Here is a 25,655-nt window from a genome sequence, read left to right as displayed (position 1 = left end):
GCCATTAGCTCAGTTGGTAGAGCACCTGACTTTTAATCAGGGTGTCGAAGGTTCGAGTCCTTCATGGCTCACCAGTTATATATCGTGCGCGTGTGGCGGAATTGGCAGACGCACTAGACTTAGGATCTAGCGGGCGACCGTGGGGGTTCAAGTCCCTCCACGCGCACCAGATATATCTTACTAAAATCTTAATACAGTTAATACAAGGCCTTAGCTCTTAAAAGCTAATGGCCTTTTTTGGTATGTATGGATAACAGGATTGTTATTCAGTAAGGTTGACATCTAGAATAGCTACTATATAATTTAACTATCCTTTTTACAAAAATAAGAAATACTTTCATTTCATGTAGATATATATTCTTTTTTGAAAACGTTTTCTTTAGAAATAAGTATTCTTTTAACGTAATAGTATAAATATTAATGAAGAAATAATGAGGGGTTGTCATGCACAAACTGATGATTGTTGATGATGAGTTATTAATGCGTATTGGAATTCGATCTATGATCAATTGGGAGGTATATGGATTTCAAATAGTGGCAGAATCAACCAACGGTAAAGAGGCACTGGAAGTGGCAAAAAGCATGAAGCCTGATCTTATCATTACAGATATTAAAATGCCAGTAATGGATGGGCTTCAATTTATTCGTGAAGCATCCAAAGCCTTAGCCTATTGCAAGTATGTCATCGTAAGCAACTTTGATGAGTTTGGTTATGTTAAGGAAGCTCTTCGTCTAGGTGCAATTGACTATTTGATTAAGAGCGAAATCACTCCTGAGACATTAATAGAATTACTTACAACGTTCAGCTCAAAAAGCGAAGTTCACCACGGAGCACTATATCCTTCCATCATAAAAGCAGATTTGTCGCAAAGTCTTACACATCTAAAGGAAAGCTTCTTTAAGGATTTGATAAGTGGCCTGCTTGACGAAAAGGATGCAATTTCAAAAAGCCAACAATTACAGATTGCAGTGGAATCACAACCGTTGGTCGTTATGAAGCTACGAATCGATCAATTCACAGTAGTAAGGAGGAAATATGTAGAGAAGGATGAAAAGTTGCTGCGCTTTTCCGTTGTTAACATACTAGAAGAAATCATCCCTAGAAAATGGAATAAAGAAATTGTAGTTGAGAGCTCCTCTGAATATCTTATCATAGCGAATCTCCCTCTAGAGACTGAAGATATAATCGAAACCGACATAAGAAAGCTGTGCAACAACATTCAAAGAACAATAAAGGATTTCATGAATATGTCCATTTCAATAGGAATAAGCTCCTTTGTAGAAAGCTTCCGTAATGTAAGAATGGCTTATCATGAAGCTGACCAAGCATTGCGCTATCGTTTCTTTTTAGGTAGCGGGCATATTTTGTTTTATCACGATGTTAAGGGCGATATGTCTTTTCTTAAAGATTTTGATGAAGGATCAAAAGGTGAAATTCATAATCAGACTGACGCCGCAAACCAATTACATGTGGTGAATGAGATGAATCTTTCATTTGCATGTGATAGCAATAAGCTAACTGCCTACTTCGACAGCTTTCGAATGGATCTCAACCATAGGCAGGCAAATGAAAAGATGATACGTGAAGCATATATTCGCCTTACTGAAAGCATAAGCACCTGCATGCCAGCCAATTATCAAAAAACCGTTGCACTTCCGTATGAAGCGTTGTTTACAGCTGAAACGTGGGATGAGGTTCATCAGATTGTGTTTGACTATGCGGAAAAGTGTTTGCTTTCGGATTGCAAAAATCCAGAGCAGCGCAGCTATACCGAAATGGCAGTTGAATTCATTAATCGTTATTATTCTGAAAATATATCGCTTCAAAGCGTAGCCAATCAAATTAATGTAAATCCTTCTTATCTTAGTAGACTGTTTAAACAAGAAATGGGTGAAAATTTTGTAGCATATGTAACGCGTGTTCGAATAGAACGTGCAAAATCGTTTCTAGAAAACAGCCATTATAAGATTTATGAGATTGCCGATAAGGTTGGTTATCATAATTACACGTATTTCAGTAAAATATTCAAAAAAGTAGTTGGGGTCAGTCCCGAAGAATATCGAGGTTAGCGCAATTTGCCTAATGATGGGGGCAATAAGATGGAAAATCTGAAGATACGCAGGCGATTTTCGTTTATAAGCATTAAAACGAAGATTTTAATCATTTGTTTAATTGTTGTCATATTGCCAATATTCGTTATGACCGTTAACTCTTACTTGTCCTCTCAGCGGTTATTAGAGCAGAAATACACCGAGTTGCTGATGGACATCGCCAATCAGACTAATGTTCGCATCGATGAGTATTTGAAGGAAATTGAGAAAATTTCATTAGTTGCGACCTTTGGCATGAATACCGGTGTACAGGTTGATAAGGAGGAGAATTATCCTTTACAAAATTACTTGCATAATGATAGTCAGGAAAATAAAAATTCTGCTTATGCGATGTTAATGAACTATATGATGATGAAGGATAGGGAAATCTCTTTTTATGTTTACAATCTAAACGGCGGAAAGGATCTCTTTGTCGGTTCGGATCTGCCTATTGATTATAGTTATAATGCTAAGGAAGAAGAGTGGTTTAAGTTTTTTCAGGTATCCAATAGTAAAATGATGACCTTGGATACACATGTTGATAAACAAACAATAAGTAAAAAGCTGGCTATTGCACACGCTAGAAAAATACTGGACGTCAATAGTGGGACTGTATTAGGAATTATGGTCGTGCGTATTGATCTAAGTGTAATTGATGTCGTGAATAGCAGGCTTCAGCAGGCGCTGCGCAGCCGTTTTACGATTATTGATGAATCGGACAACATTATCTATAACTCCAATACAAGCTTAATTGGACAAAAATTTGCTTCAATACGTCCTGACGAACAATCGAATATCATCGTACAAAGCCCCTTTGAGCGACAACGCTGGACAACCTATCTTTACATGCCAATGAGTGAACTATCGGCTGAGGGAGATATTTTAAGACGTAATGTGTACGTACTGGCACTTCTTATGCTGCTGTTTCTCGTTATTATTTCTACGTTATTATCCAGTATGATGACACGACCAATCAAAAAACTGATGAATAACATCCTTCAAGTGGAGCAGGGACACTTTGAGCAGGTAGCACATATTAACTCTCGGGATGAAATCGGATTATTATCTAACCGATTCAATCGAATGTCCCATGAATTGAAAAGACTGGTTAAGCAAATTCAACAAGAAGAAAAAGAGAAGGCAGCTGCAGAGATTAGAGCGCTGCAATCTCAAATTAACCCGCATTTTCTATACAATACATTAGGTTCTGTGAAGTGGATCGCCTCTATGCAGCGTGCAGATTCGATTGTAGAAATTACTGAAGCATTAATCGCGATGCTTCGTTACGCAGCACGAGCAGAAGGGGTAATGGTGTCGGTAAGAGAAGAGCTGGACAATTTGAAAAACTACATGAAGATTCAACGGGTCCGGTACTACAATCGGATTAGAATGGACATTGTTGCCGATGACGAGCTGCTTAATCCGTTCATGCCTAAATTAATTTTGCAGCCGCTTGTTGAAAATGCAATTTTTCATGGTCTTGCAGAAATTGAAGAGGACGGCTTAGTCACGATCCGTGTTGCCTGGAACGTGAATACACGTAATGGATTTGTTATTGAGGTACATGACAATGGTACAGGAATGGACGAGGAAACGTATCGAATGGTGAAGGAATTAATTTCAGGTAAGGTCAATCCAAGCAGCAGTATTGGCTTGTACAATGTGAAACGTAGAATAGAGTTGCACTACGGAAAAGCGTACGGTGTTGAGTTTGAGAGTGGAGTAGGCAAGGGCACGGTATTTCGAATTCATTTGCCGTATGAAGATGTAAGTCGCTAACTAGGAATAAATAGGTTTAGGAAAGAGTGCTGTTACCTAATAAACGTATCTAAGGTATAGCCTCTTTTTTTAGTGCACTTTTTTATTCTCATCTGGCACTATTTTTACTTTCATTGAGCTTTGAAGCTGAACCGGAAGCAAATCGTTAAAAAAATGACAATGAACCTGTCAATTTCATTAATTTAACGAGAAAAGGGATTTACTTATAATGAAAACGTGGCAAGCAAACACGATATATAGGGGGTTTGACATGAGTAAAAAAGGTCTAGCTATACTAATGACATTGTTTATGGTTTTCTTAACAGCATGTGCGGGAGGTACGACGAAATCAGGTAATTCGAATGGTAATACAGAAAAGCCGTCACAAGCCGTTAATGAGAACGGAGAAATCGACTATGCGTTTGGCGCTTATGATGAAACGATCACGATTCATACCGTTCGATCCGAGTATTCTTCTGCACAATTTCCGAGCGGGGATGACATGTCTAACAATGTATGGACGCGTGCCTATAAGGAAAGATTCAATATTGAAGTCGTAACGGATTGGGTAACCGACGAATATGACACGAAGCTTAATTTAGCGATATCGTCGAACGATCTGCCTGATGTATTTCATGTAAATGCAACACAGCTGCAGCAATTAATCGATGCAAACATGATTATGGATTTGACAGAAGTGTTTGACACCTATGCTTCTGATCGCATCAAAGGATATATGGAAGCAGATCAAGCCAGCTATGAATCAGGAAAAAGAGATGGAAAGCTTTATGGTATTCCTCAAATGCACTGGGGTATTATCGACCAGCCCGATTTTATATGGATTCGCAATGACTGGAAGGAAGAGCTCGGTTTAGACGATCCGAAAACATTAGACGATATTAAAAACATTGCCCTAAAGTTTAAAGAGGCTTACGGAGGCTATGGTATAGCTGTTGATCAGACGCTTGATTATTTGAATTTGCTGGCAATCGGCTGGGGAGCACACCCTGATGTTTGGCTGCCAGGAGATGATGGCAAGCTGGAATATGGATCTGTGCAGCCAGAGATGAAGGATGCACTGGCGGCATGGGCAGATTGGTTTAAGCTAGGTATTATTGATCCAGAGTTTCCGATCAAAGATTTTAGTGCGATGAATGCTGGGATTGTGTCGGGTAAAGCAGGCGTACAACCCTATTATCAATGGTGGGGATACAATCCTGGCGTAGACACCGTGACCAATCAGGGCACAGATGCCGTATTCTATCCGTATCTCATTCCGACGGTTGACGGCGAGATCGCTACACAATCTATCTTTTTTGCTAATGGAGCTTATACGGTAGTAAACAAAAAGGCCAAAAATCCTGAGGCTGCCATTAAGCTATTAAACTTCTATGCTTATATTTTAGATGAAGGTTCAGAGCATGAATCTGCTGAAACCTTATCGGCGATGCTGGATAAAGATATTGCACATGTTACAGGTGCATTCAAGATCATTAATCCGATGACGGATTACGAGCAGTTTGAGCACGTAAGCGAGGCATTGCAGAACAATGATACAAGTAAATTTACAACAAGCGGCATGTGGCAGAAATACAATAACAGTCTTGAATTTAAGAATAATGGAACACCAGCTGCTGTAGGGGATTATTTGCAGCAAGGATCGCCAAAGCCAGCATACGGGCAGGCAAAAATCATTCTAGATAACGAGCAGTATATTAAGACTGCAATGTGGGGGGCCCCTCCAAAAGAGCTAGTGAAGTACGGATCAACACTGGATGATATTTTAACAGAAGGATTTACAAAAATTATTATGGGCGCAGAGGACATTGATTATTTTGATGAGCTTGTTCAAAATTGGTACCTGGCTGGCGGTAAAGAAGCGACTGAAGCGGTTAATGCCATGTACGGTCAATAATGATCGATAGGAAAGGAAGCGGGTTGTCGCTCGCTTCCTTTGTTTTAACTCATTTATGAAAAAAACGGAGGAGTAGAGCATGTTAAAAAAGCTTAAGCAGCAAAAAACGTTTCACTTGATGCTCATTCCAAGTATTGTCCTCGTGTTTATATATAGTTATTTACCGTTGTATGGGATGATCATTGCGTTTCAGGATTACAATCCAGGACTAGGATTCGGTTCGCCATGGGTTGGCATGGAAAACTTCGAGCATGTGTTCAGACAGCCGAATTTTGTAAGAACCATCTGGAATACGTTGTATATGTCTGTCTTCAAATTAATTGGCGGTGTCGTCGTTCCTGTTATTTTTGCTCTGTTATTGAATGAAGTGATTCGAACGGTAGCAAAACGAACCTTTCAGACATTGGTATATATCCCGAATTTTCTATCTTGGGTTATTATGGCTGGTATTATGATCGACATTCTTGGTTCAGAAGGGATTGTAAATTCATTTTTAGGCTTATTCGGTATAGGCCCTGTATCGTTTTTGGGAAATCCTTCATTGTTTCCGTGGACTATGATCGTAACGGATATTTGGAAGGGCTTCGGTTTTGGAACCGTTGTTTATTTGGCAGCATTAACGAGCATTGATCCTGGCTTATATGAGGCCGCACTAATGGACGGCGCAAAGCGCTGGAAGCAGACCATCTATATCACTTTGCCGCTATTAACACCTACGATTATTTTGATGACAGTACTTGCGTTAGGAAACATATTGAATGCTGGATTCGATCAAATTTACAATTTGTATTCACCCGTTGTTTACGAGACAGGCGATATTATCGACACGTATGTGTATCGACTAGGGATTCAACAGGCGCAGTATTCTGTAGGGGCCGCAGTCGGATTTTTCAAATCGATTGTTTCATGTATTTTGGTCATTTTATCTTATGTGCTTGCTTATCGTGTTGCTGGCTATCGAATCTTCTAAGGAGGGGGAACTATGGTTCAAGATAAGAGCTTGGGAAGAAAGCTATTTCACATTCTGAATTATACCGTGCTGCTTCTAACATCATTGCTGTGTGTCCTGCCATTTGTAAATTTACTCGCGGTATCCTTTAGCAGCAGTGCGGCAGTATCAGCTGGAGAAGTTGTGTTTTGGCCAATCGGCTTTAACACAAAGGCTTATGAATTTGCATTAGAAGGCGGCGAGTTCTTTCGCTCCATGTGGGTTTCAGTTCAACGCGTTATATTAGGCACGCTTGTAAATTTGGTACTGATTGTGCTTACGGCTTACCCGTTGTCAAAAACGAAAGATAAAGTAATGGGCCGCGGACTATATATGAGTTTTTTTGTGTTCACGATGCTGTTTAATGGAGGCTTAATTCCAACGTACTTGATTGTTGTGAAGACTGGACTAATTAATTCGATTTGGTCGCTCATTTTGCCGGGAGCGCTGCCAGTATTCAGTATGATTATTTTAATGAACTTTTTGCGTGGTTTGCCTGAAGAAATTGAAGAGTCGGCCACAATTGATGGCGCTGGACCGATGCAAATTTTGCTCAAAATCATTTTACCGCTATTAAAGCCGGCTTTAGCAACGGTTGGATTGTTCAGTATTGTCGGACACTGGAATTCGTGGTTTGATGGCATTATATACATGAATGACACGGCTAACTATCCGCTGCAAAGCTATCTTCAAACGTTATTGCTGAGCTTTGAGCAAATCATGCAAAGATCAAGCAATGACTATAACCAAATGCTAGCCATGATGAATGTGCGTACAGGCCGTGCAGCTCAGATGTTTTTAGGAGCCATTCCAATTTTGCTAATCTATCCGTTCTTGCAAAAGTATTTTACAACAGGACTTGTGCTTGGCAGTGTAAAAGGTTAACTATAAGGGAGTTAATGTACCTTTGTAAAACAAGCAGGTTAAGGAGCGCTCGTATTGCTCTCTATCCTGCTTGCTTTATGTGTCGTTTCTCCACAATATAATTTGCTTGACTTTTGAATTTGTATCATGTATTCTATAAAAGTACTCAATTTTTTGGTGTGCGCGTGTGGCGGAATTGGCAGACGCACTAGACTTAGGATCTAGCGGGCGACCGTGGGGGTTCAAGTCCCTCCACGCGCACCAGATATCCCTTATGGGACAAGTTCATATGAGTATCATAATGTGCGCGTGTGGCGGAATTGGCAGACGCACTAGACTTAGGATCTAGCGGGCGACCGTGGGGGTTCAAGTCCCTCCACGCGCACCATTTATGAATGTGACACCACCAGTTGATCTGGTGGTTTTTTTGTTGTATCGTTTTTTCTTGCTATCGTCAGAAATGATGAGGTTAGGCGATAGCCATATGGGGCAAGAAGCGTTGCTTCATTCATATTCGATGTGATGCGTATCAATTCGAAAGACAGAAGGTGCTTTTCCGGTTGTCTTTTTGAATATTTTTGAGAAAACAAAAGGATCTGGGTAGCCGACGGATCGTGAAACCTCACTAATGGTAAGCTGGGTGTTGTTGAGCAGCTCAATTGCCCGATTCATGCGGTATGTCATAATGTATTCTTGCAACGATAAGCCATATCTGGCTTTGAACAATCGAGAGAGATAGCTGCTATTTAATCCGACATGCTGTGCAACCTGGCTTAGCATGATTTTTTGGCTATAGTTATGGTTTATCCATTCCTTGGCCTGCTCTATATAATGTTCAGTAGTAGATTGGATAACTTGATTATTGTGGTTGTCTGAGCTCTCTACCAGCTCTGAGAATACCCGGTACATAATGCTTTGCAGCATTAGATCGTAGCCTTTTAATTTAGAAGCATCAACCAGATTTTGATGAAGATGATCAATCAATTCTTCATTATGGAAGTTGAAGACAGGCTTATGCTCGGATATATGAGCTGCTTGCAACATGGTTTTGACCTGCAGACCTTGAAAGCCTATCCAGCAATAGCTCCACGGGTCTTCTTGATCTGCTTCGTAATGGACAATTCGATCAGGCATAACTAGAAATCCCTGCCCTCGCGAAAGGGTGTAGCTTTGATCCTTGCCATGGAACATGCCTCGACCACGTTGGACGATATGCAGGATGTAGCTGTCACGGAGACCAGGACCCCAAAAATGACCGGGTTCGCAATCCTCTCTGCCGTGAAACAGAAGCTGTATCGCCAATTGGTGCTGATGAGTTGCACCTGCACAATGAATGGTAATCGTATTCATTATTGTCCCTCCTAGTGTAGAGATATCAAATTATCCTATTGTCAGTATAGCAAGAATTATTGCCAGCATTAATAGCAAATTTGCAAGATGTAGAATAAAGACAGGTGATTGTTCAAGTGTGCTATGGTTGCTACACTCCGTTCATTTTATAGTATAGCTGTTACTACTATTTCATATGTTGGAGGTAGACGCTATGTCTAAAATCACCTTTCTAGGAGCTGGCAGTACCATTTTCGTGAAAAATGTATTGGGAGATACGATGCTAACGACAGCGTTACAAGGATTTGAGCTTGCGCTTTATGATATTGATCCTGTTCGTCTAAAGGAATCGGAAACTTTACTTACGCATTTGAGAGATTCTATTGGCAGCACTTGCACGATCACGACGTATTTGGATCGTAAAGAGGCTTTAAGGGGGGCTAAATTTGTCATTAATGCGATTCAAGTAGGCGGCTACGATCCGTGCACGATCACTGATTTTGAGGTCCCTAAAAAATATGGGCTGCGTCAAACGATCGCAGATACGATTGGCATTGGCGGGATATTTCGGAATTTGCGTACCATTCCGGTTATGCTTGATTTTGCAAGCGACATGCAGGAGGTTTGTCCAGACGCCTGGTTTTTGAATTATACGAATCCAATGGCAGTACTTACTAATGCAATGAATACAATAGGAGGAATCAAGACGGTCGGATTATGTCACAGCGTGCAGGTGTGTGTTCCTCATTTATTCGATGCGCTAGGAATGGATCATAACGGCGTAGAAAGTAAAATTGCAGGGATCAATCATATGGCGTGGCTGCTTGAGGTTAAAAAGGACGGCGTAGATCTGTACCCGGAAATTAAGCGACGTGCTGCTGAAAAACAAAAAGAGAAGCATTATGACATGGTCCGTTTTGAGTTGATGAATCGTTTTGGTTACTATGTGACAGAGTCATCAGAGCACAATGCTGAGTACCACCCTTACTTCATTAAACGAAATTATCCTGAGCTGATTGAGCGCTACAATATACCATTGGATGAATATCCGCGCCGCTGCATCGAGCAAATTAAGCATTGGGAAGAGCGCCGAGATGCGATACTGGCACGTGAGACGGTTCAGCATACACGAAGTCATGAATATGCATCCAGCATTATGGAGGCTATGGTGACCAATCAGCCTTATAAAATTGGCGGGAACGTGATGAACACTGGATTGATCACCAATTTGCCGAATGAGGCGTGTGTTGAGGTTCCTTGTCTGGTTGATGCATCTGGGGTGACACCAACTTATGTAGGTGACCTGCCACCGCAGCTTGCTGCGCTTAACCGCACGAATATCAATACACAGCTGCTCACGCTTGAAGCTGCAAAAACATTGAAAAAAGAGCATATCTATCATGCTGCGCTTTTAGATCCTCATACTTCGGCAGAGCTATCAATAGACGATATTGTCAATCTATGTGATGATCTGATCGAGGCACATGGCGATTGGCTTCCGAAATTCAGCTAACTAATTTTGGTTTGTCGAGAATGGGTCGATTTCTGTAGTCATCTGTCGGGTTAATGTGAAGGTTGCAAGAAATGTAATCAGTGAGTTGAACGGCGAGCGTTATATTGATCATGTTGTATTGAAAAGTTAGTATGGCGTAATTATTTTTCATAGAGATGAGCTTTTAATATGAGCGGGGCTTCAGGCTGGTAATGATTCTAGCATGCTGTTTCGACAATAAGTGAGTGACAGCATGCTAGAGGCGAGCTTGCATCATCGTTCGGAGAAAAAGCCTGTTAAAACCGGAGCATTGATACTTTTTACAATGTATTTTATGTCCCTTGGAATTTTTTTAAGAAATTTTATGAAAACCACTTGCATTTTGTTTTTGAAGGTGATATATTATTACTTGTCGCCGCGATAAGTAATTGCGAATGACAAAGTGATTAAGTTTTGCGGAAGTGGCTCAGCGGTAGAGCATCGCCTTGCCAAGGCGAGGGTCGCGGGTTCGATTCCCGTCTTCCGCTCCATAATTTGCGGCCTTAGCTCAGCTGGATAGAGCGTTTGACTACGAATCAAAAGGTCAGGAGTTCGAATCTCTTAGGCCGCGCCACTTAATTACACTTTAACGGGATGTAGCTCAGCTTGGTAGAGCACCTGGTTTGGGACCAGGGGGTCGCATGTTCAAATCGTGTCATCCCGACCATCACATATGCGGGCGTAGTTCAATGGTAGAACTTTAGCCTTCCAAGCTAATAGCGTGGGTTCGATTCCCATCGCCCGCTCCATAACGAATGTCAGGCCTCGAGAAGATCGAGGTTTTTTTGTGTTTTTCTACAGTAATTCACCTCACATGCATTTGCACTTTATACAATTCCATTAAATGTGAAACTATTCACTTGAGTTAATAATTATGCCAACGTATTTTCATTCTTTTACCAATGTGGAAGGCGAAAAGCAGTTCCAGTTAATGTGAGTAGTTAGCTTGCTTTTTCAGGCGATTTACATTTTTCGATGAATTATTTCGATGGCAAGTCGCTATACATCAATATTTAAGGTTTAGCAATAGTGATATTGTTATCAATAATAGAAGGATTGTGGGCCAATTAAACACCTAGATAGATTATTGAAAAAGTTTGTACTTATTGACATATAGGAAAATTCCCTTTTTAAGCGCTTTCGATCTAAAAAAGAGGTTAAAATCAGCGAAATTTTAGATTAATTCTGCTTTCAAGGCTTCAATGTAGTTGCATTATGTTGTATAATGGTTGAAGTGGTTTTTTGCGAATAACTGAGAGTAATCTTACGAATATGATTTATAGCTACTATATTAAGCATGGTTTGTGAGTTTGCTGTACAGATCTGTAGGAGGAAGAGTATGTCGGATCAAACTGTAACATCAACAGCGACTAATCGGACGCAATCTAATAATTTACTTAGACGCGATGTTCGTTACCTGGGCAATATACTCGGTGAGGTTCTCGTTCATCAAGGTGGCCGTGAGCTGCTAGAGCTTGTAGAACAGATTCGAGAGCAAAGCAAGGCTCTCCGCGCACATTTTGATCCTGTGTTGTTTGAAGAGCTGAAATCAACGATTTCATCGCTTAGCTCAGAACAGCGTCATCAGGTCATTCGTGCTTTTGCGATCTATTTTCAATTAGTCAACATTGCAGAACAAAATCATCGGATTAGAAGAAAACGCGACTATGAGTTTTTGGCTGGTGAGGAAGTTCAGAATGGGTCAATTGAAAGTGCGATTAAAGTTCTAAAAGATCGTAACATTGCAACAGAAGACATTGAAGAAATGCTGGCAGGTATTTCTTTAGAGCTTGTCATGACTGCACATCCAACAGAAGCGACTCGTCGCGCTGTACTTGATATTCATAAGCGCATTGCTGAAGATGTGATGGAGCTAGACAATCCAACGCTAACGTACCGTGAGCGCGAGAAGCTGACAGAGAAGCTAATGAATGAGGTTCTTATTCTATGGCAGACTGATGAGCTTCGTGATCGTAAGCCTACCGTTATTGATGAAGTTAAAAACGGGCTTTATTATTTTGACGAAACATTATTTGATGCAATTCCAAGCGTGTATGAAGAGCTTGAGCGTTGCTTATCGAAATATTATCCAGATAAAAAATGGCATGTGCCAAGCTATCTTCGCTTCGGCTCATGGATTGGCGGCGATCGTGACGGCAACCCATCTGTAACCTCTGATGTTACATGGCAAGCATTAACGCTTCATCGTCAGCTTGCTGTCCACAAGTATGAGGAGCAGCTTCGCGAGATGCTGCAAATGCTGAGCTTCAGCACGAATCTTGTGACCGTAACTGAAGAGCTGCTTGCTTCTATTGAGAAGGATCGCAGCTGTGTTGTTATGCAAAATAAGGATGTATGGAGAAATCCTACAGAGCCTTATCGCGTGAAAATCGCATATATGATCGAAAAGCTAGGTAATACGATCGATCCGCATACTGCTGAAGGGTCTGCTTACTACAATAGCCCAGAGGAGCTTATGGAGGATCTGCGTATTATTGATCGCAGCTTGCGCAGTCATTATGCTGATTATTTTGCAGATACGTATCTTGCGAAGCTGCTTCGTCAGGTTGAGCTGTTTGGCTTCCATCTGATGACGCTAGACATTCGCCAGCATAGTCAAGAGCATGAGAATGCAATGACTGAGGTGCTTCATAAGCTGGGCATCGTAGATAACTATGGCGCTTTGTCTGAAGAAGAGAAAATTCCAGTGCTTGTGAAACTGCTTGAGGACCAACGTCCTCTTACTTCACATCATATCGAATATTCCGATTCTACTCGCGAGTGCCTGGATGTTTATGAGGTTGTTGCGAAGGCGCAGAAGGAATTTGGCGTCAATTGCATTTCCAGCTACTTGATCAGTATGACTGAAGCTGCCAGCGATATGCTGGAGGTTATGGTATTTGCCAAGGAAGTAGGTCTGTTCCGTTATGAAGAGGATGGCAATGTAAGCTGTACGCTTCAAGCTGTACCTTTGTTCGAGACGATCGAAGACTTGCACGCTGCTCCAGCAATTATGAAGCAGCTGTTCGAGATTCCGTTGTATCGCAAGGCAGTTGCTGCACGCGGAGATATGCATGAAATTATGCTAGGCTACTCTGACAGTAACAAAGACGGCGGTGTCGTTACAGCGAACTGGGAGCTGCGTATTGCGCTTAACAGCATTACAGCTGCTGCAAGCGAGTACGATGTGAAGCTGAAGTTCTTCCATGGTCGTGGCGGTTCGCTTGGTCGTGGCGGAATGCCGCTTAATCGCAGTATTCTTGCACAGCCACCTCATACAGTAGGAGCGGGCATTAAAATAACAGAGCAAGGCGAGGTTCTTTCCTCACGCTATTCGATGGAAGGCATAGCATATCGCTCGCTTGAGCAAGCGACATGGGCGCTAATTACAGCTGCTCGTCTAGCGAAATATCCTGAGCAAGGTCCTCAGGTTGAAAAGGAATGGGAAGAGATTTCAGCTGAAATCTCAGTAACAGCACAGAAGAAGTATCAGGATCTTATTTTCCGTGATCCGGATTTCTTAACGTTCTTCAAGGAGTCTACTCCACTTAACGAGGTTGGCGAGCTGAATATTGGTTCTCGTCCATCCAAACGCAAAAACAGCGATCGTTTTGAAGACCTGCGTGCAATTCCTTGGGTATTCTCATGGACGCAAAGCCGTTACCTGCTTCCTGCATGGTATGCTGCTGGTACAGCGCTTCAGCAATATATCGGGAACGATGAGCAGAAGCTTGCTACCTTGCAAACGATGTATGAGAAATTCCCATTCTTCCGCAGCTTAATCGACAATCTGCAAATGGCGCTTGCTAAGGCAGATATGAAGATTGCATCTCAGTATGCATCTATGATTAAGGATGATACGATTCGTGAGCGTATCTTCACTCAAGTGGAATCGGAGTATAACTTGACCTCTGAGCTTATTCTAAAAATAACGAATCAGAGTGAAATTTTGGATAATGTACCTGTTATCCAGGAATCAATTCGTCTGCGCAACCCTTATGTTGATCCGCTGAGCTATTTACAGGTTCAATTGCTGCAAGAGCTGCGTGCGATTCGTGAGTCTGGTGGCGATGATCAAGAGCTTCTACGTGAAGTGCTTCTAACGATCAATGGTATTGCAGCAGGACTTCGTAATACGGGCTAATAGCTGCTTAGTCTATAGGCTAGTTAAGCTTTGTCATATAGAAAAGTCTGTTCCATAGGAACAGGCTTTTTTTGTATCCGCAAGTACCCGGCTTTATTTGGTGGTTCGCGGCAAGGATCTCATTGTGAGGAACTCAAGAGAAGGATTTCGCGAAGGATGTAATTAACGGTACGTATTCCACTACGTGGGCCCGGCAAGTTTTATGTTGCTTTATAGTTTGTTTAATTTTAATTTAATGTACGACCTTCATGATTAAGCTATATCTTTTACGCATGAAAAACTTTATCGTGCTTCGTCACAAAAGCATGACATGAAGGGAGAGTTTGATTATGAATAATCAATTTTTTACGAATAGACACCAGCGTCCCGCTGGAGAGGAGCAGTTTGAAGCTTATTATCGTCAGCTAGAAGAGCTCCCGCCTATTAAGGCTAAAAAGAAGACAGCGAAGCGTTCCTTGCTATCCTATACCTCTGCATTTTTAGCGGGAGCGCTGCTAATCGGCGGTCTCAGCTTTATGGCAGATCGAATGAATCTGTTCACTGGAGGCACTGGTACTGTGACAGAGGTAGCATCAGGCTCTGATCAGAATGGTGCTAGTGCTGGCGCTGGCGCAGGTTTGATGACAGCCTCACATACCTTTAGCCCTGCAGATGTGTATGCAGTAGCTTCTAGCGCCGTTGTCAAAATCGAGACCTACACAACGCCGCAGATGACGAGCATATTTGATGATCCACAGTTTTGGCAATTTTTCGGCGGAATGCCGCAGCAATATAATAATCGTCAAGGAGCAGGGGAGCAGGGCGATTCGACAGAACGTCAGCAGGAGCAGTCTAAAGGCGGTCAAACAAAGTCAGGGGCAGATCAGAATTTGCAGCTTAGCGGTTTAGGGACTGGCTTTATTGTAGATGGCTCGGGTTATATTGTTACCAATGCACATGTTGTAACAGGAGCTGAAAAAGTAGAAGTATCAATCACCGGTCAAGAGGAGCCGTTAACCGCTGACATCATTAGCAGCAGCTCAGAGCTCGATATCGCCATATTAAAGGTATCGACTGCTGATGGAGAGACGCTTCCTGCCTTGACACTGGCGGATTCTGACCAGCTGGTCATCGGCGACTGGGTAATGGCAATCGGCAATCCATATGGCTATGACTATACGCTCACGATGGGCGTAATCAGTGCGAAGGAGCGTCCAATTACGGTACAGGATGAAAACGGTCAAGAGCATGTCATTGAGCATATGCTGCAAACGGATGCCTCGATTAATCCGGGCAATTCAGGCGGTCCATTGCTTAATGAGGCTGGAGAAGTCATTGGCATGAATACAGCAGTCAATTCAGAGGCTCAGGGGATTGGATTTGCGATTCCATCCAACAGTATCGTGGAATATATCAACAGCACAGTAGCAGCTTCATCGATCTCTTAAAATATTTCTAAAGATTCGAGTCCTCAAGGCTCGAATCTTTCGCTAATATAGGATAAAATAGAACTATTGATCAGACGTACCATGAGACGTTTGGAGGAATCGTTGAGTGAATTTATTAGAGAGTCAGCTCGTGAAGCTGGCATTGAAAGGCGACCAGGCTGCTTTTGCAGAGCTTGTCGAGCTATACCAGGAGAAGCTATACCATATGGCCTATCGCATGCTGAACAATCGGCAGGAGGCCGAAGATGTTGTACAGGATACATTTATGCGCGTGTACAACAACTTGGAACGTTATGACGACACGATGAAGTTTTCGACATGGATTTATCGAATTGCGACGAATTTGTGTATTGATCGTCTGCGCAAGCGCAAGCCTATCTATTCGCTGGATGCGGAATCGTCTGAGTACGAAGGTCTTGACGGCTATTCGATGATTCCAAGCGATAACCGTACCCCTGAGTCTGAGCTGTTATTGTCAGAAACGCAGCGAATTATTCATCAGGCAATTGATACATTGCCGCCCAAATATAAAACCGTTATGATTCTTCGTTATATTCATGAGCTTTCGCTGCAAGAGGTAGGAGACATATTGGACATGCCAGTGACGACGATTAAGACCAGAGTCCATCGCGGGCGTGAATTTTTGCGAAAAAAGCTGGAGCACCGCTTATAACCGCTTTAATTTACAATTCCAATAAATTAGGCAATATTCTTTTGAAACATTCTTGAGAATACTGCGTATTCCTATTAAAGCTAAAAAGCATGACCATAAGACGGAAAGAGGGCTGGCTGCTATGAATTGTAAGGTAGCGATTGAATTTATTCATCAATACCTGGACGGTGAGCTGGAAAATCATCAACATGAACAGCTGAATACACATTTGAAACAGTGTGAGAGCTGTATGAAAACATACGAGCAATTAGAACGAACCGATGCGCTGTCGCGATTTGCGTTGCAATCATCGATGGCAAATGAGCGTAAACCTGCTGAAGTATCCAACCTGAAGCAATCGATACTCGCTCAGCTTCCATCTACACGAAGCACGCAATCGAAGGCCAGATTCGTTCGTTGGCTATATCGCTATCCAGGCTTAACGGCTGCTGCGGTGTTTTTGGCAGTTATGGTGATTAGTATGTTTGCATCATGGGATCAAGATGCCAAGCTTGTGATTTCAGGCTCTCAAGAAGACTTGCAATATATTGTCATTGAGGGAAATACCGTAATTGTGCCTGAAGGAATTGAGTTGACTGGAGATTTGGTCGTAGAAAATGGTATAGTTGAGGTAAAGGGTGCTGTTAGCGGAGATGTGACCGTTATCGATGGACAGATGGTACTAGCCTCAACTGGACATATAGCAGGTCAAAGCAAGGTTATCGATCAGGCATTAGATTGGTTCTGGTATAAGGTAACTTCTTCGTTCTCCGATGTGATTCCACAGTAATCGACAAGGCTCCCCTTTTTTAGGGGAGTTTTTTATTTTCTGTTGGTTAAAGGATTTCACTTCGACAATATCGAAAGCATATAGCAGGCGAGCTTTAGTCTTGTTGGCAGTTGGGGGTTGAGCGATGAATTATTTTACGGATTCCACATGGCAGGATTGGGTGAAGGATATCATCGATGTGGGGATCGTCGCCTTTATTATATATAAAATGATGCTGCTTGTACGTGGAACGCGCGCTGTGCAGCTCTTAAAAGGGATTTTCGTGCTTGTTGCGACATGGGCGATCAGTACATGGTTTGATCTATATACGCTAAAGTGGCTGATGAACCAGATGTTTACATTTGGTATTGTCACAGTACTTATCATTTTCCAGCCAGAGCTAAGACGTGTGCTGGAACAGCTTGGTCGAGGCAAGTTTTTTTCCAGAAGCGCAACATTGGATGGCTCCGACTTGAATGAGCAGATTGATGAGATTATTCGAGCTGTCCGCTCCATGGCCAAACGCAAGGTCGGTGCGCTAATTGTATTTGAGCGCAAAACTGGTGTAACAGAGATGATCGAGTCAGGAATTGCGCTTGAATCGAAAATTTCGTCTGAGCTGCTTATGAACATCTTTACTCCGAATTCGCCGCTGCATGATGGAGCGGTCATTATTCGAGGTAGTCAAATTATGGCGGCAGGCTGTTATTTGCCATTATCCGAAAACCCGTTCATCAGCAAGGAGCTGGGCACGCGTCACCGTGCAGCGATTGGGGTGAGTGAGGTCAGTGATGCGATTTCCTTAATCGTATCAGAGGAAACCGGACAGGTTTCGTTATCCATTAATGGTTTAATCGTGAGAGATATTAATGAGGAATCTTTAATTTCCAAGCTGCATGAGGAGCTGTCTCCTGAGAAGGATATTAATAAAAAGGAGTTTAATTGGTTTAGACGCAAAAAGGAGGGTCAGCATGGATAAATTGTTGAATCATCCTACTTCATTGAAAGTTTTAGCGGTTATGATTGCGATATTAATCTGGGCAGTTGTACATATCGACCCAGAAACTTCTCCGCAGTCTGTGACGTCTAATACAGATACAAAGGTCATTGAAGCAGCTTCAATCGTAGTGGAGGGACTGGATACAGATAAATATATGTTGACGGCAATGGAGCCGACCGTCGCCAGGCTAGTGGTTGAGGGCAGAATCTCCAGCTTGCTGGCAGCCAACAATGACGATTATGTCGTCAAGCTGGATCTGACAGGGGTAGAGTCTGGCATTCAAGAGCTGCCGCTAAAGGCAGAGCTGCCTTCAGGAATTCGAGAAATTGAAATTTCTCCTCGCATTGTATTGGTGCATATTGAGGAGCTGGAAACCCAAACCCGTGAGGTACAGGTACTGACCGAAGGCAAGCCAGCAGATGGCTACCTAATCGGTGAATCGTCAATTATTGGGGATACGGGCAATGTCGTTGAAGTGACGATGCCGAAGGATGATTATGCGAACCTTGGCATGCTTGCTGTAACGGTTGATGTGACGGATGCGAGCTCAACGGTGGTGAACAAACGGGCAAAGGTCATAGCGTATGATACGAAAGGCAGCCCGATGAACAATGTAACGATTGTCCCAGATACGTTGACGGCAGAAACGAAAATTACGCTGCCTGCAAAGGAGATGCCAATTCAGCTGCGCTATACTGGAGCGCTGGCTGAAGGCTTCAGCCTCGTTTCGATTAACACGACACAGCAATCGGTAACGGTTAATGCTGCGCAAGCGACACTGGATCAGATGGCAATGTTCGATGGCTTTATTCTTGATCTTTCCAAGGTGAAGGAATCGGGAGAAGTGCTGGTGAAGGCTGAAAAGGTAGATGGTGTGGCTCAGGTAACGCCTGAAGAGATTGCAGTAAATGTTGTCATAGAGGCAACGGAGCAGCGGGCGATGACAAATGTGCCAGTATCGCTGATTGGACTAGCTGAGGATAAGAAAGCGAGCATTAACAATTCCAGCAATGGCCGTATTAATGTCCTTGTAAAGGGTGCTGCTACGCTGCTGCAGAGGCTTCGAACACCTGATGTCAAGCTGTCGCTGGATGTGACGGGCTTAGCAGAGGGGACCCATGAGCTGACGATAGATGCAGAGCTGCCTGCTTACTTGCAGGTGACTGAAAATGATCAATATCCATTGACAGTGACAGTCAGGATAAGCGGTACCGAGGAGCTTGATGCATTAGGCGAACCTATTCGCAATAATGGTGGTTCTAGTGGAAACACAGAGCCAGTCCCAGGCAATGGGACTGGCTCTGCTGGCAATTCAGGCAGCAGCAACAATAACGATCCTCCAGAGGAGGACGATGAGGCTGTGCAAGCTACGCCACAACCAAGTGGCAATCATGGAAATGGAGCATCTGGCGATGATTCGATTGATGAGAACATTGAAGACGCTTCACCATAGAATAGTAGATATCATTAATTATGAAATGTAAAAGGGAGACGAACGATAACGATGGGGAAATATTTTGGAACAGATGGTGTACGTGGAGTAGCCAATACGGAGCTTACACCAGAGTTGGCATATAAAATAGGACGTTGTGGAGGTTACGTGCTAACACGTACAGCTGCAAAACCTAAGATTGTAATAGGTCGAGATACACGCATTTCTGGACAAATGCTTGAAGCCGCATTAACGTCAGGACTGCTTTCTATTGGAGCAGACGTCATTCGCGTAGGTGTAGTTTCTACACCAGCGGTTGCTTTTCTTACAAAGGAATTAAAGGCGGATGCGGGCGTCATGATTTCTGCCTCGCATAACCCTGTACAGGATAACGGAATCAAATTTTTCGCAGGAGACGGCTTTAAGCTGTCTGATGAGACAGAGCTTGAAATCGAGGCATTGATCGATGCTGAAGTAGATGAGCTGCCGCGTCCAATCGGGGGCGATGTAGGCTCGCGTGTTGATGCAAGAGAATTTGCCCAAAAATATGTGGAGTACTTAAAAACAACGGTGGCCTCAACTTTTGAAGGCTTGAAAATTGTGCTGGATTGCGCGCATGGCTCTGCTTATGAGCTGGCTCCGCAAATTTTCAAGGAGCTTGGTGCAGATATTATTACTGTGGGCGCTGAGCCGGACGGTAAAAACATCAATGACGGTGTTGGCTCAACACATCCGGAATATTTGCGTGAGCAGGTGCTGGCACATGGCGCTGATCTAGGGCTTTCCTTTGACGGCGATGCAGACCGCCTAATCGCAATTGATGAGCTTGGTGAGGAGGTCGATGGCGACTTTATTCTATGCATTATCGGCGATCGTATGAAGCGGGAAGGCAAGCTTAAGCACGATACGGTTGTTACGACAGTTATGGCGAATATCGGCTTCTTTAAAGGTGCTGAGCAAATTGGACTGAAAACCGCGCAAACGGCTGTCGGTGACCGCTATGTGATGGAGGAAATGCGTCGCGGCGGCTACAACCTGGGGGGTGAGCAGTCCGGTCATGTGATCTTCCTTGATTACATTACAACAGGTGATGGCATCCTTACGGCGCTGCAGCTAGTAGATACCGTGAAGCTGTCAGGCAAAAAGCTGTCTGAGCTGAAAACGCTCATGCGCAAGTTCCCGCAAAAGCTTGTCAATGTGCGTGTAGCGGACAAGAGCTTATATCAGGGCAATGAAGCTATTCAGCAGGCTGTTGCAGAGGTAGAGGCGGAGCTGGGCGACAATGGTCGCGTATTGGTTCGTCCTTCTGGCACAGAGTCACTGATTCGCGTGATGGCAGAAGGTCCTGAGAAGGAGCTTGTAGACGCCTATGTAGACCGCATTGCTGGAGTTGTGAAGCAGCAGCTTGGCTAGGGTTTAGCTGGTTGTTGGCTAATTGAAGTTCCGGTTAGGCGCCGTTTCTTTCGATAGTTCAAATGCTCACGGGCTGACACGAAGCTACTAGCAGCGCGGACAGCATATCATTAAGGCTGTTCGCGCTTGCTTATTTTTGGTTGTTGTCCAATTTTATAATAAAAAGTTGCACACAAGCATGAAAATGAATATGATAGATATTATGATTCAAGAAGGAAAGTGAGGATAGAGGTTACAAAGCAACAACAAGCGCCAGAGCTTAACGATCGGAGAACGAGCAGCTTCAAGCTGCTGCGTACTGTTAAGCTGACGAGGTAAAGGTGTTCGAATTATTCGGCGGGGACCTTTCGGTAATCCAGACAACCGTAAGCTAGACTGCAAACCAATTGGGCGACTGATTGAACAAACAGCTAGCTGTCTGTAAATAAGTTGACTTGTTCGACTAAACTAAAAGAACGTGATCGTTCAGATCTAGCTTCTGCTTACTAGGGAGAGTAGGTGGTTGCTGGATTGGGTGGACTTATCTTTCGTACGCCCTTTTCATGAATTATCACCTACAAACTCCTATTTGCTGAAGCAAGCAGGGTGCGGCATAGAAGCTGCAACTGTTACACATTCTAAGCTAAAGAAGCTGGATGCTGGAGCGATGCACGATACGGAGGATTACAATTATGTGTGGTATTGTAGGATATATTGGTAAAGGTGAAACACAAGAAATTTTGCTATCTGGTTTGAAAAAGCTTGAATATCGTGGCTACGATTCAGCGGGCATCGCGGTATTTACAGAGCAAGGCCTTGAAATCAAAAAGGCTAAGGGCCGTATTGCGAATTTGGAAGAGAAGCTTGACGGTGCGCCATTGCTTGGTACAGCAGGGATCGGTCATACGCGCTGGGCAACACACGGCAAGCCATCTGACGTAAACTCTCATCCGCATACAGACAACTCGCATCAATTTTCTGTTGTTCATAACGGTATTATTGAAAATTATTTGGATCTTAAAGAGGAATTGATAGCGAAGGGTCATGTATTTGTGTCTGAGACAGATACGGAGGTTGTTTCTCACTTAATCGCTGAGGAATACAACGGCAATCTTGTTGAGGCTGTGCAGCGTGCAACACAGCGCATGAGAGGTGCATTCGCGCTAGGCGTGCTAACATCGCATGAGCCAGACAAACTAGTTGCTGTACGTTTTGCAAGTCCGTTAATTATTGGAGTAGGGAAAGGCGAGAACTTTATCGGTTCCGACATTCCGGCTATTCTTGAATATACACGCGATGTTTATATCCTTGACGATGGCGAAATGGCTGTTCTTACAACGAATGGCGTTGAGCTGCTAAATCTAAACGGAGAATCCATTGCGAAAGACATCGTGCATATCGACTGGGATCTTGTAACAGCAGAGAAAGCTGGCTTCGACCACTTCATGCTGAAGGAAATTCATGAGCAGCCAAAAGCATATCGTGAAACAATGCTAGGCCGCATTGCTGAGGACGGTAAGTCGGTAAACCTTAGCAAAGAGCTTGAAATGAGCGACGACTATGTGAAGTCGATCAATAAGGTTCATATTGTGGCATGTGGTACAGCTTATCATGCTGGTCTTGTTGGTAAAAGCGTGATTGAATCATTGGCGCGTATTCCAGTTGAAACCGATGTAGCGTCTGAATATCGCTATCGCAGTCCAATCATTACGCCAGATACGCTTGTTATCGTAGTGAGTCAATCTGGTGAAACTGCAGATACACTTGCGGCAATGCGTGAAGCACAGCGCAACGGAGCACGTGTACTTGCAATTACGAACGTTGTAGGCTCATCTGTTGCTCGTGAGGCAGACGATGTGCTTGTAACATGGGCGGGTCCTGAGATCGCTGTTGCTTCAACGAAAGCATACTCTTCTCAGCTGATTGCCTTCTACTTGCTAGGTCTTCATCTATCTCGTGTACGTGGTACACAATCTTCAGAGCAAATTGCACAAGTCATTGAAGCTCTGACTGCTCTCCCAGAACAAGTAGAAGAAATCCTAGAGCAATCTGCTGTATTGAAGCAAGTGGCTGAATCTATGTCCCATCATACAAGTCTATTCTTCATCGGTCGCGGTGTAGACTATGCGGTTGCACAGGAAGGCTCCTTGAAGCTGAAGGAAATCTCCTACATTCACTCTGAAGCATATGCAGCGGGTGAGTTGAAGCATGGTACACTAGCGCTGATCGAGGATGGTATTCCGGTGATCGCATTGATCTCGCAAGAGGATCTATATGAGAAGACGCTAAGCAATATTAAGGAAGTTAAGGCACGCGGCGCTCATGTGCTTGCGGTAACGAACCAAGGCTTTGAGGCTGAGGTTGCGAAGTCTGTAGACGAAGTGTTCTCGATTCCGAAAACATTGCCAGTATTGACTCCAGCGCTTTCTGTAGTGCCGTTGCAGCTGATCAGCTACTACGCATCACTTTCACTAGGTCATGACGTGGATAAACCGCGTAACCTAGCGAAGAGTGTTACGGTGGAGTAGTAGTGTGTGACTGAGTAAAACTTTTTGTAGGCAGAAAATAAAGTTGTTAAAAACGTAATAAAGTTATTCAAAAAATAAAAAAGTTGTTCAAAAAGTGAATTAATAATTCTGATATTGTCTAGAATAGTAATGACAAAATCTGTTCGCATCATGCGAGCAGATTTTTTTTTCATCAACCTATAAAACGAAATAAAAGGAGTTGATACAATGAGTTCCCAAAAGTACGGTTGGACAGAGGAAAAGATTGCAAGGTATGTAAAGGATGGCAGGGGTCAAGGTGAATTAAGTAACTATAAACCTTGGTTAACAATCCAAGATGTCCCTTCTAAAGGTAGATCTCATAGAGTAATGGGTTGGAAAACTAATAGGATACATCATCTTTTATCCGATATGGAGTTTGATTATTTATGTATTCTAGATTGGGTTTCTAATGTTTTAGATATTCGTGAACAATATCCTCTAGATAGAATTAGTACATTAAAAATTTCAGAGGAATTAGAAGTAAAACATCCTACTGATTTAAAAACAGGCACTCCAATAGTAATGACAACAGATTTTTTAATTACGTTAAGAGAAGGAAATAAGATAGTACATCTAGCAAGAACTATTAAGCCTTCTGAACAGTTAAATGATGAAAGAATTATTCAAAGTTTGAAATCGAGAGAATATATTGGGAGAAACAAGGTATTAATTGGGGAATTGTTACAGAGAAAGAACTTTTGCCGGTAGTAATTAAAAATTTAAAATATCTAAGAAATTCATACTCAATAGATTTGGATTTAGAAATCAGTTCATTTCTATATGAATGGGATACTTATAGTGGTGAGATTCTAAAAAATTTAAAATCATTTGATAGAAAATATAATTACGAACATGGAACAGGTATTACTATATTTAGACATCTATTAGCTAGAAAGATATTAACTACTGATATTAATATCCCAATTGATTTACATGGTGATGTAAAAACTATTAGTTATGATAGTGAACAAATCGTAGAGGAAGGATTAGCATAATGAATTTTTATATTAATGAAATTTTAATTGAGTCTAGTACTGGGAGAAAATACACAATCCTATGGATAGATCATAGTGTAATCAACTCATACATAATTGAATTAGATAATCCAAAAGCATTGCCAATAATGAAAAACTTATCTGAACTTAGGGAAGGTATTATATCAAGTGAATGGATAAAAGAAAAGGGTACCCCTACTCCCTATCAACAGATGAGTACGAACAGAGGCATAATCAATTAAGAGATAATGCTTGGTTACTAATCAGAGATTTAGTCAATAAGGAACCTCATATATATGAAAAAAAATATAGAAGTAAAGCAATTAACAAAGTATGTGAAACACATACCATTTCTTATCACACTATAAGAAAGTATTTATACAAATATTGGTCAACAGGTAAAACTATTAATGCTTTATTACCAGACTATAATAAATCTGGAGCCTTAGGTAAAGTGCGTAATGCTGGTGAGAAAAAAAGAGGTCGCCCAAGAAAGTATCAAGGTATTGGGATTAACGTAGACGAATCCACAAAAGAAGTTTTTAGAAAGGCTATAAATAAGTATTATCTTACTTCTAAGCAGAATAGCTTGACAGTAGCTTACAAACTAATGTTAAGAGAATTTTATACTGAAGATATTTATTATAGTGCAGGAATAGAAAAATTAATTCTAAAGGATGAGGATGAAATACCTACTTTAGAGCAATTTAAATATTGGTTTAATAAAGAGACACGTGTACAAAGTGGATCGTCAACAGCAAGTTGGACACTTTTTATGAGGGGATCTGTTTGAACTGAATGGGTGTTAGATAACCCAGT

The 25,655-nt window shown here is 42.4% G+C and carries 18 protein-coding genes and 7 tRNA genes; 24 read left to right on the top strand and 1 reads right to left on the bottom strand.

The window, feature by feature from the left end:
- Positions 1-86: 86 nt before the first annotated feature.
- The 8 genes from ACFP56_RS21510 (at position 87) to ACFP56_RS21475 (ending at position 8,004) form a co-directional block, all read left to right on the top strand.
- Positions 87-169 (top strand) — tRNA-Leu (locus tag ACFP56_RS21510).
- 275 nt (positions 170-444) lie between these two features.
- A complete protein-coding gene (locus tag ACFP56_RS21505; protein ID WP_379238524.1) occupies positions 445-2,070 on the top strand; it encodes a helix-turn-helix domain-containing protein in 1,626 nt (541 codons plus the stop codon).
- Between the two features lie 30 nt (positions 2,071-2,100).
- Positions 2,101-3,870 (top strand): cache domain-containing sensor histidine kinase, encoded by a 1,770-nt coding sequence (locus tag ACFP56_RS21500; RefSeq protein ID WP_379238522.1) that lies wholly within the window; start codon positions 2,101-2,103, stop codon positions 3,868-3,870.
- 250 nt (positions 3,871-4,120) lie between these two features.
- The gene (locus ACFP56_RS21495; RefSeq protein ID WP_379238520.1) at positions 4,121-5,764 is read left to right on the top strand and encodes a hypothetical protein; all 1,644 of its coding nucleotides are present in this window, start codon (positions 4,121-4,123) and stop codon (positions 5,762-5,764) included.
- Between the two features lie 79 nt (positions 5,765-5,843).
- Complete coding sequence (locus ACFP56_RS21490; protein ID WP_379238518.1) at positions 5,844-6,734, top strand: ABC transporter permease; 891 nt, start codon at positions 5,844-5,846, stop codon at positions 6,732-6,734.
- Between the two features lie 12 nt (positions 6,735-6,746).
- The gene (locus tag ACFP56_RS21485) at positions 6,747-7,637 is read left to right on the top strand and encodes a carbohydrate ABC transporter permease (RefSeq protein ID WP_379238516.1); all 891 of its coding nucleotides are present in this window, start codon (positions 6,747-6,749) and stop codon (positions 7,635-7,637) included.
- Between the two features lie 160 nt (positions 7,638-7,797).
- Positions 7,798-7,880: transfer RNA gene (locus tag ACFP56_RS21480), tRNA-Leu, on the top strand.
- A 41-nt stretch (positions 7,881-7,921) separates the two neighbouring features.
- Positions 7,922-8,004, top strand: a tRNA-Leu gene (locus ACFP56_RS21475).
- Positions 8,005-8,120: 116 nt separating this feature from the next.
- Here ACFP56_RS21475 and ACFP56_RS21470 read toward each other — a convergent pair.
- Positions 8,121-8,966 (bottom strand): AraC family transcriptional regulator, encoded by an 846-nt coding sequence (locus ACFP56_RS21470; protein ID WP_379238514.1) that lies wholly within the window; start codon positions 8,964-8,966, stop codon positions 8,121-8,123.
- Positions 8,967-9,159: 193 nt separating this feature from the next.
- Here ACFP56_RS21470 and melA point away from each other — a divergent pair, with 193 nt between their 5' ends.
- From melA to ACFP56_RS21390, 16 genes are all read left to right on the top strand, one after another.
- Entirely contained in the window at positions 9,160-10,458 is a 1,299-nt protein-coding gene (melA, locus tag ACFP56_RS21465) for an alpha-glucosidase/alpha-galactosidase (RefSeq protein WP_379238512.1), read from the top strand.
- A gap of 434 nt (positions 10,459-10,892) precedes the next feature.
- Positions 10,893-10,967: transfer RNA gene (locus ACFP56_RS21460), tRNA-Gly, on the top strand.
- 6 nt (positions 10,968-10,973) lie between these two features.
- Positions 10,974-11,050, top strand: a tRNA-Arg gene (locus ACFP56_RS21455).
- Between the two features lie 16 nt (positions 11,051-11,066).
- A tRNA-Pro gene (locus ACFP56_RS21450) sits at positions 11,067-11,143 on the top strand.
- Positions 11,144-11,151: 8 nt separating this feature from the next.
- Positions 11,152-11,225: transfer RNA gene (locus tag ACFP56_RS21445), tRNA-Gly, on the top strand.
- 590 nt (positions 11,226-11,815) lie between these two features.
- Entirely contained in the window at positions 11,816-14,620 is a 2,805-nt protein-coding gene (gene ppc / locus ACFP56_RS21440) for a phosphoenolpyruvate carboxylase (RefSeq protein WP_379238510.1), read from the top strand.
- Positions 14,621-14,949: 329 nt separating this feature from the next.
- Positions 14,950-16,047, top strand: a complete 1,098-nt coding sequence (locus ACFP56_RS21435) for a S1C family serine protease (RefSeq protein ID WP_379238508.1) — start codon at positions 14,950-14,952, stop codon at positions 16,045-16,047.
- A gap of 106 nt (positions 16,048-16,153) precedes the next feature.
- Positions 16,154-16,720 carry an RNA polymerase sigma factor SigW gene (gene sigW / locus ACFP56_RS21430; RefSeq protein ID WP_379238506.1) on the top strand — a complete coding sequence of 189 codons (567 nt, stop codon included), beginning with the start codon at positions 16,154-16,156 and terminating at the stop codon, positions 16,718-16,720.
- 121 nt (positions 16,721-16,841) lie between these two features.
- On the top strand, positions 16,842-17,489 hold the full coding sequence (locus ACFP56_RS21425; RefSeq protein WP_379238504.1) for a zf-HC2 domain-containing protein: 648 nt from the start codon (positions 16,842-16,844) through the stop codon (positions 17,487-17,489).
- Between the two features lie 124 nt (positions 17,490-17,613).
- A complete protein-coding gene (gene cdaA, locus ACFP56_RS21420) occupies positions 17,614-18,447 on the top strand; it encodes a diadenylate cyclase CdaA (protein WP_379238502.1) in 834 nt (277 codons plus the stop codon).
- Positions 18,440-19,921: a CdaR family protein gene (locus ACFP56_RS21415; protein WP_379238500.1), complete on the top strand. Its 1,482-nt coding sequence runs from the start codon at positions 18,440-18,442 to the stop codon at positions 19,919-19,921. The genes cdaA and ACFP56_RS21415 overlap by 8 nt, the downstream gene beginning before the upstream one ends.
- Positions 19,922-19,972: 51 nt before the next feature.
- Positions 19,973-21,313, top strand: coding sequence for a phosphoglucosamine mutase (glmM, locus tag ACFP56_RS21410; protein WP_379238498.1), 1,341 nt, complete (start codon positions 19,973-19,975; stop codon positions 21,311-21,313).
- A 671-nt stretch (positions 21,314-21,984) separates the two neighbouring features.
- On the top strand, positions 21,985-23,820 hold the full coding sequence (gene glmS / locus ACFP56_RS21405) for a glutamine--fructose-6-phosphate transaminase (isomerizing) (RefSeq protein ID WP_379238496.1): 1,836 nt from the start codon (positions 21,985-21,987) through the stop codon (positions 23,818-23,820).
- Positions 23,821-24,027: 207 nt separating this feature from the next.
- A complete protein-coding gene (locus ACFP56_RS21400) occupies positions 24,028-24,549 on the top strand; it encodes a TnsA endonuclease N-terminal domain-containing protein (protein WP_379238494.1) in 522 nt (173 codons plus the stop codon).
- On the top strand, positions 24,540-24,836 hold the full coding sequence (locus ACFP56_RS21395) for a TnsA endonuclease C-terminal domain-containing protein (protein ID WP_379238492.1): 297 nt from the start codon (positions 24,540-24,542) through the stop codon (positions 24,834-24,836). Before ACFP56_RS21400 ends, ACFP56_RS21395 begins: the two co-directional genes overlap by 10 nt.
- A 172-nt stretch (positions 24,837-25,008) precedes the next feature.
- A complete protein-coding gene (locus ACFP56_RS21390) occupies positions 25,009-25,629 on the top strand; it encodes a hypothetical protein (RefSeq protein WP_379238490.1) in 621 nt (206 codons plus the stop codon).
- The last annotated feature ends 26 nt before the right edge of the window (positions 25,630-25,655 follow it).

This window comes from Paenibacillus septentrionalis, from assembly GCF_042659865.1.
GTDB lineage: Bacteria > Bacillota > Bacilli > Paenibacillales > Paenibacillaceae > Pristimantibacillus > Pristimantibacillus septentrionalis.
This window is presented reverse-complemented; position numbering and strand designations above follow the sequence as displayed.

Excerpts from the sequence above, each read along its gene's own strand:
- ACFP56_RS21505 (WP_379238524.1), top strand. The coding sequence starts at position 445 with ATGCACAAACTGATGATTGTTGATGATGAGTTATTAATGCGTATTGGA.
- ACFP56_RS21500 (WP_379238522.1), top strand. The coding sequence starts at position 2,101 with ATGGAAAATCTGAAGATACGCAGGCGATTTTCGTTTATAAGCATTAAA.
- ACFP56_RS21495 (WP_379238520.1), top strand. The coding sequence starts at position 4,121 with ATGAGTAAAAAAGGTCTAGCTATACTAATGACATTGTTTATGGTTTTC.
- ACFP56_RS21490 (WP_379238518.1), top strand. The coding sequence starts at position 5,844 with ATGTTAAAAAAGCTTAAGCAGCAAAAAACGTTTCACTTGATGCTCATT.
- ACFP56_RS21485 (WP_379238516.1), top strand. The coding sequence starts at position 6,747 with ATGGTTCAAGATAAGAGCTTGGGAAGAAAGCTATTTCACATTCTGAAT.
- ACFP56_RS21470 (WP_379238514.1), bottom strand. The coding sequence starts at position 8,966 with ATGAATACGATTACCATTCATTGTGCAGGTGCAACTCATCAGCACCAA.
- melA (WP_379238512.1), top strand. The coding sequence starts at position 9,160 with ATGTCTAAAATCACCTTTCTAGGAGCTGGCAGTACCATTTTCGTGAAA.
- ppc (WP_379238510.1), top strand. The coding sequence starts at position 11,816 with ATGTCGGATCAAACTGTAACATCAACAGCGACTAATCGGACGCAATCT.
- ACFP56_RS21435 (WP_379238508.1), top strand. The coding sequence starts at position 14,950 with ATGAATAATCAATTTTTTACGAATAGACACCAGCGTCCCGCTGGAGAG.
- ACFP56_RS21425 (WP_379238504.1), top strand. The coding sequence starts at position 16,842 with ATGAATTGTAAGGTAGCGATTGAATTTATTCATCAATACCTGGACGGT.
- cdaA (WP_379238502.1), top strand. The coding sequence starts at position 17,614 with ATGAATTATTTTACGGATTCCACATGGCAGGATTGGGTGAAGGATATC.
- ACFP56_RS21415 (WP_379238500.1), top strand. The coding sequence starts at position 18,440 with ATGGATAAATTGTTGAATCATCCTACTTCATTGAAAGTTTTAGCGGTT.
- glmM (WP_379238498.1), top strand. The coding sequence starts at position 19,973 with ATGGGGAAATATTTTGGAACAGATGGTGTACGTGGAGTAGCCAATACG.
- glmS (WP_379238496.1), top strand. The coding sequence starts at position 21,985 with ATGTGTGGTATTGTAGGATATATTGGTAAAGGTGAAACACAAGAAATT.
- ACFP56_RS21400 (WP_379238494.1), top strand. The coding sequence starts at position 24,028 with ATGAGTTCCCAAAAGTACGGTTGGACAGAGGAAAAGATTGCAAGGTAT.
- ACFP56_RS21390 (WP_379238490.1), top strand. The coding sequence starts at position 25,009 with ATGGATAAAAGAAAAGGGTACCCCTACTCCCTATCAACAGATGAGTAC.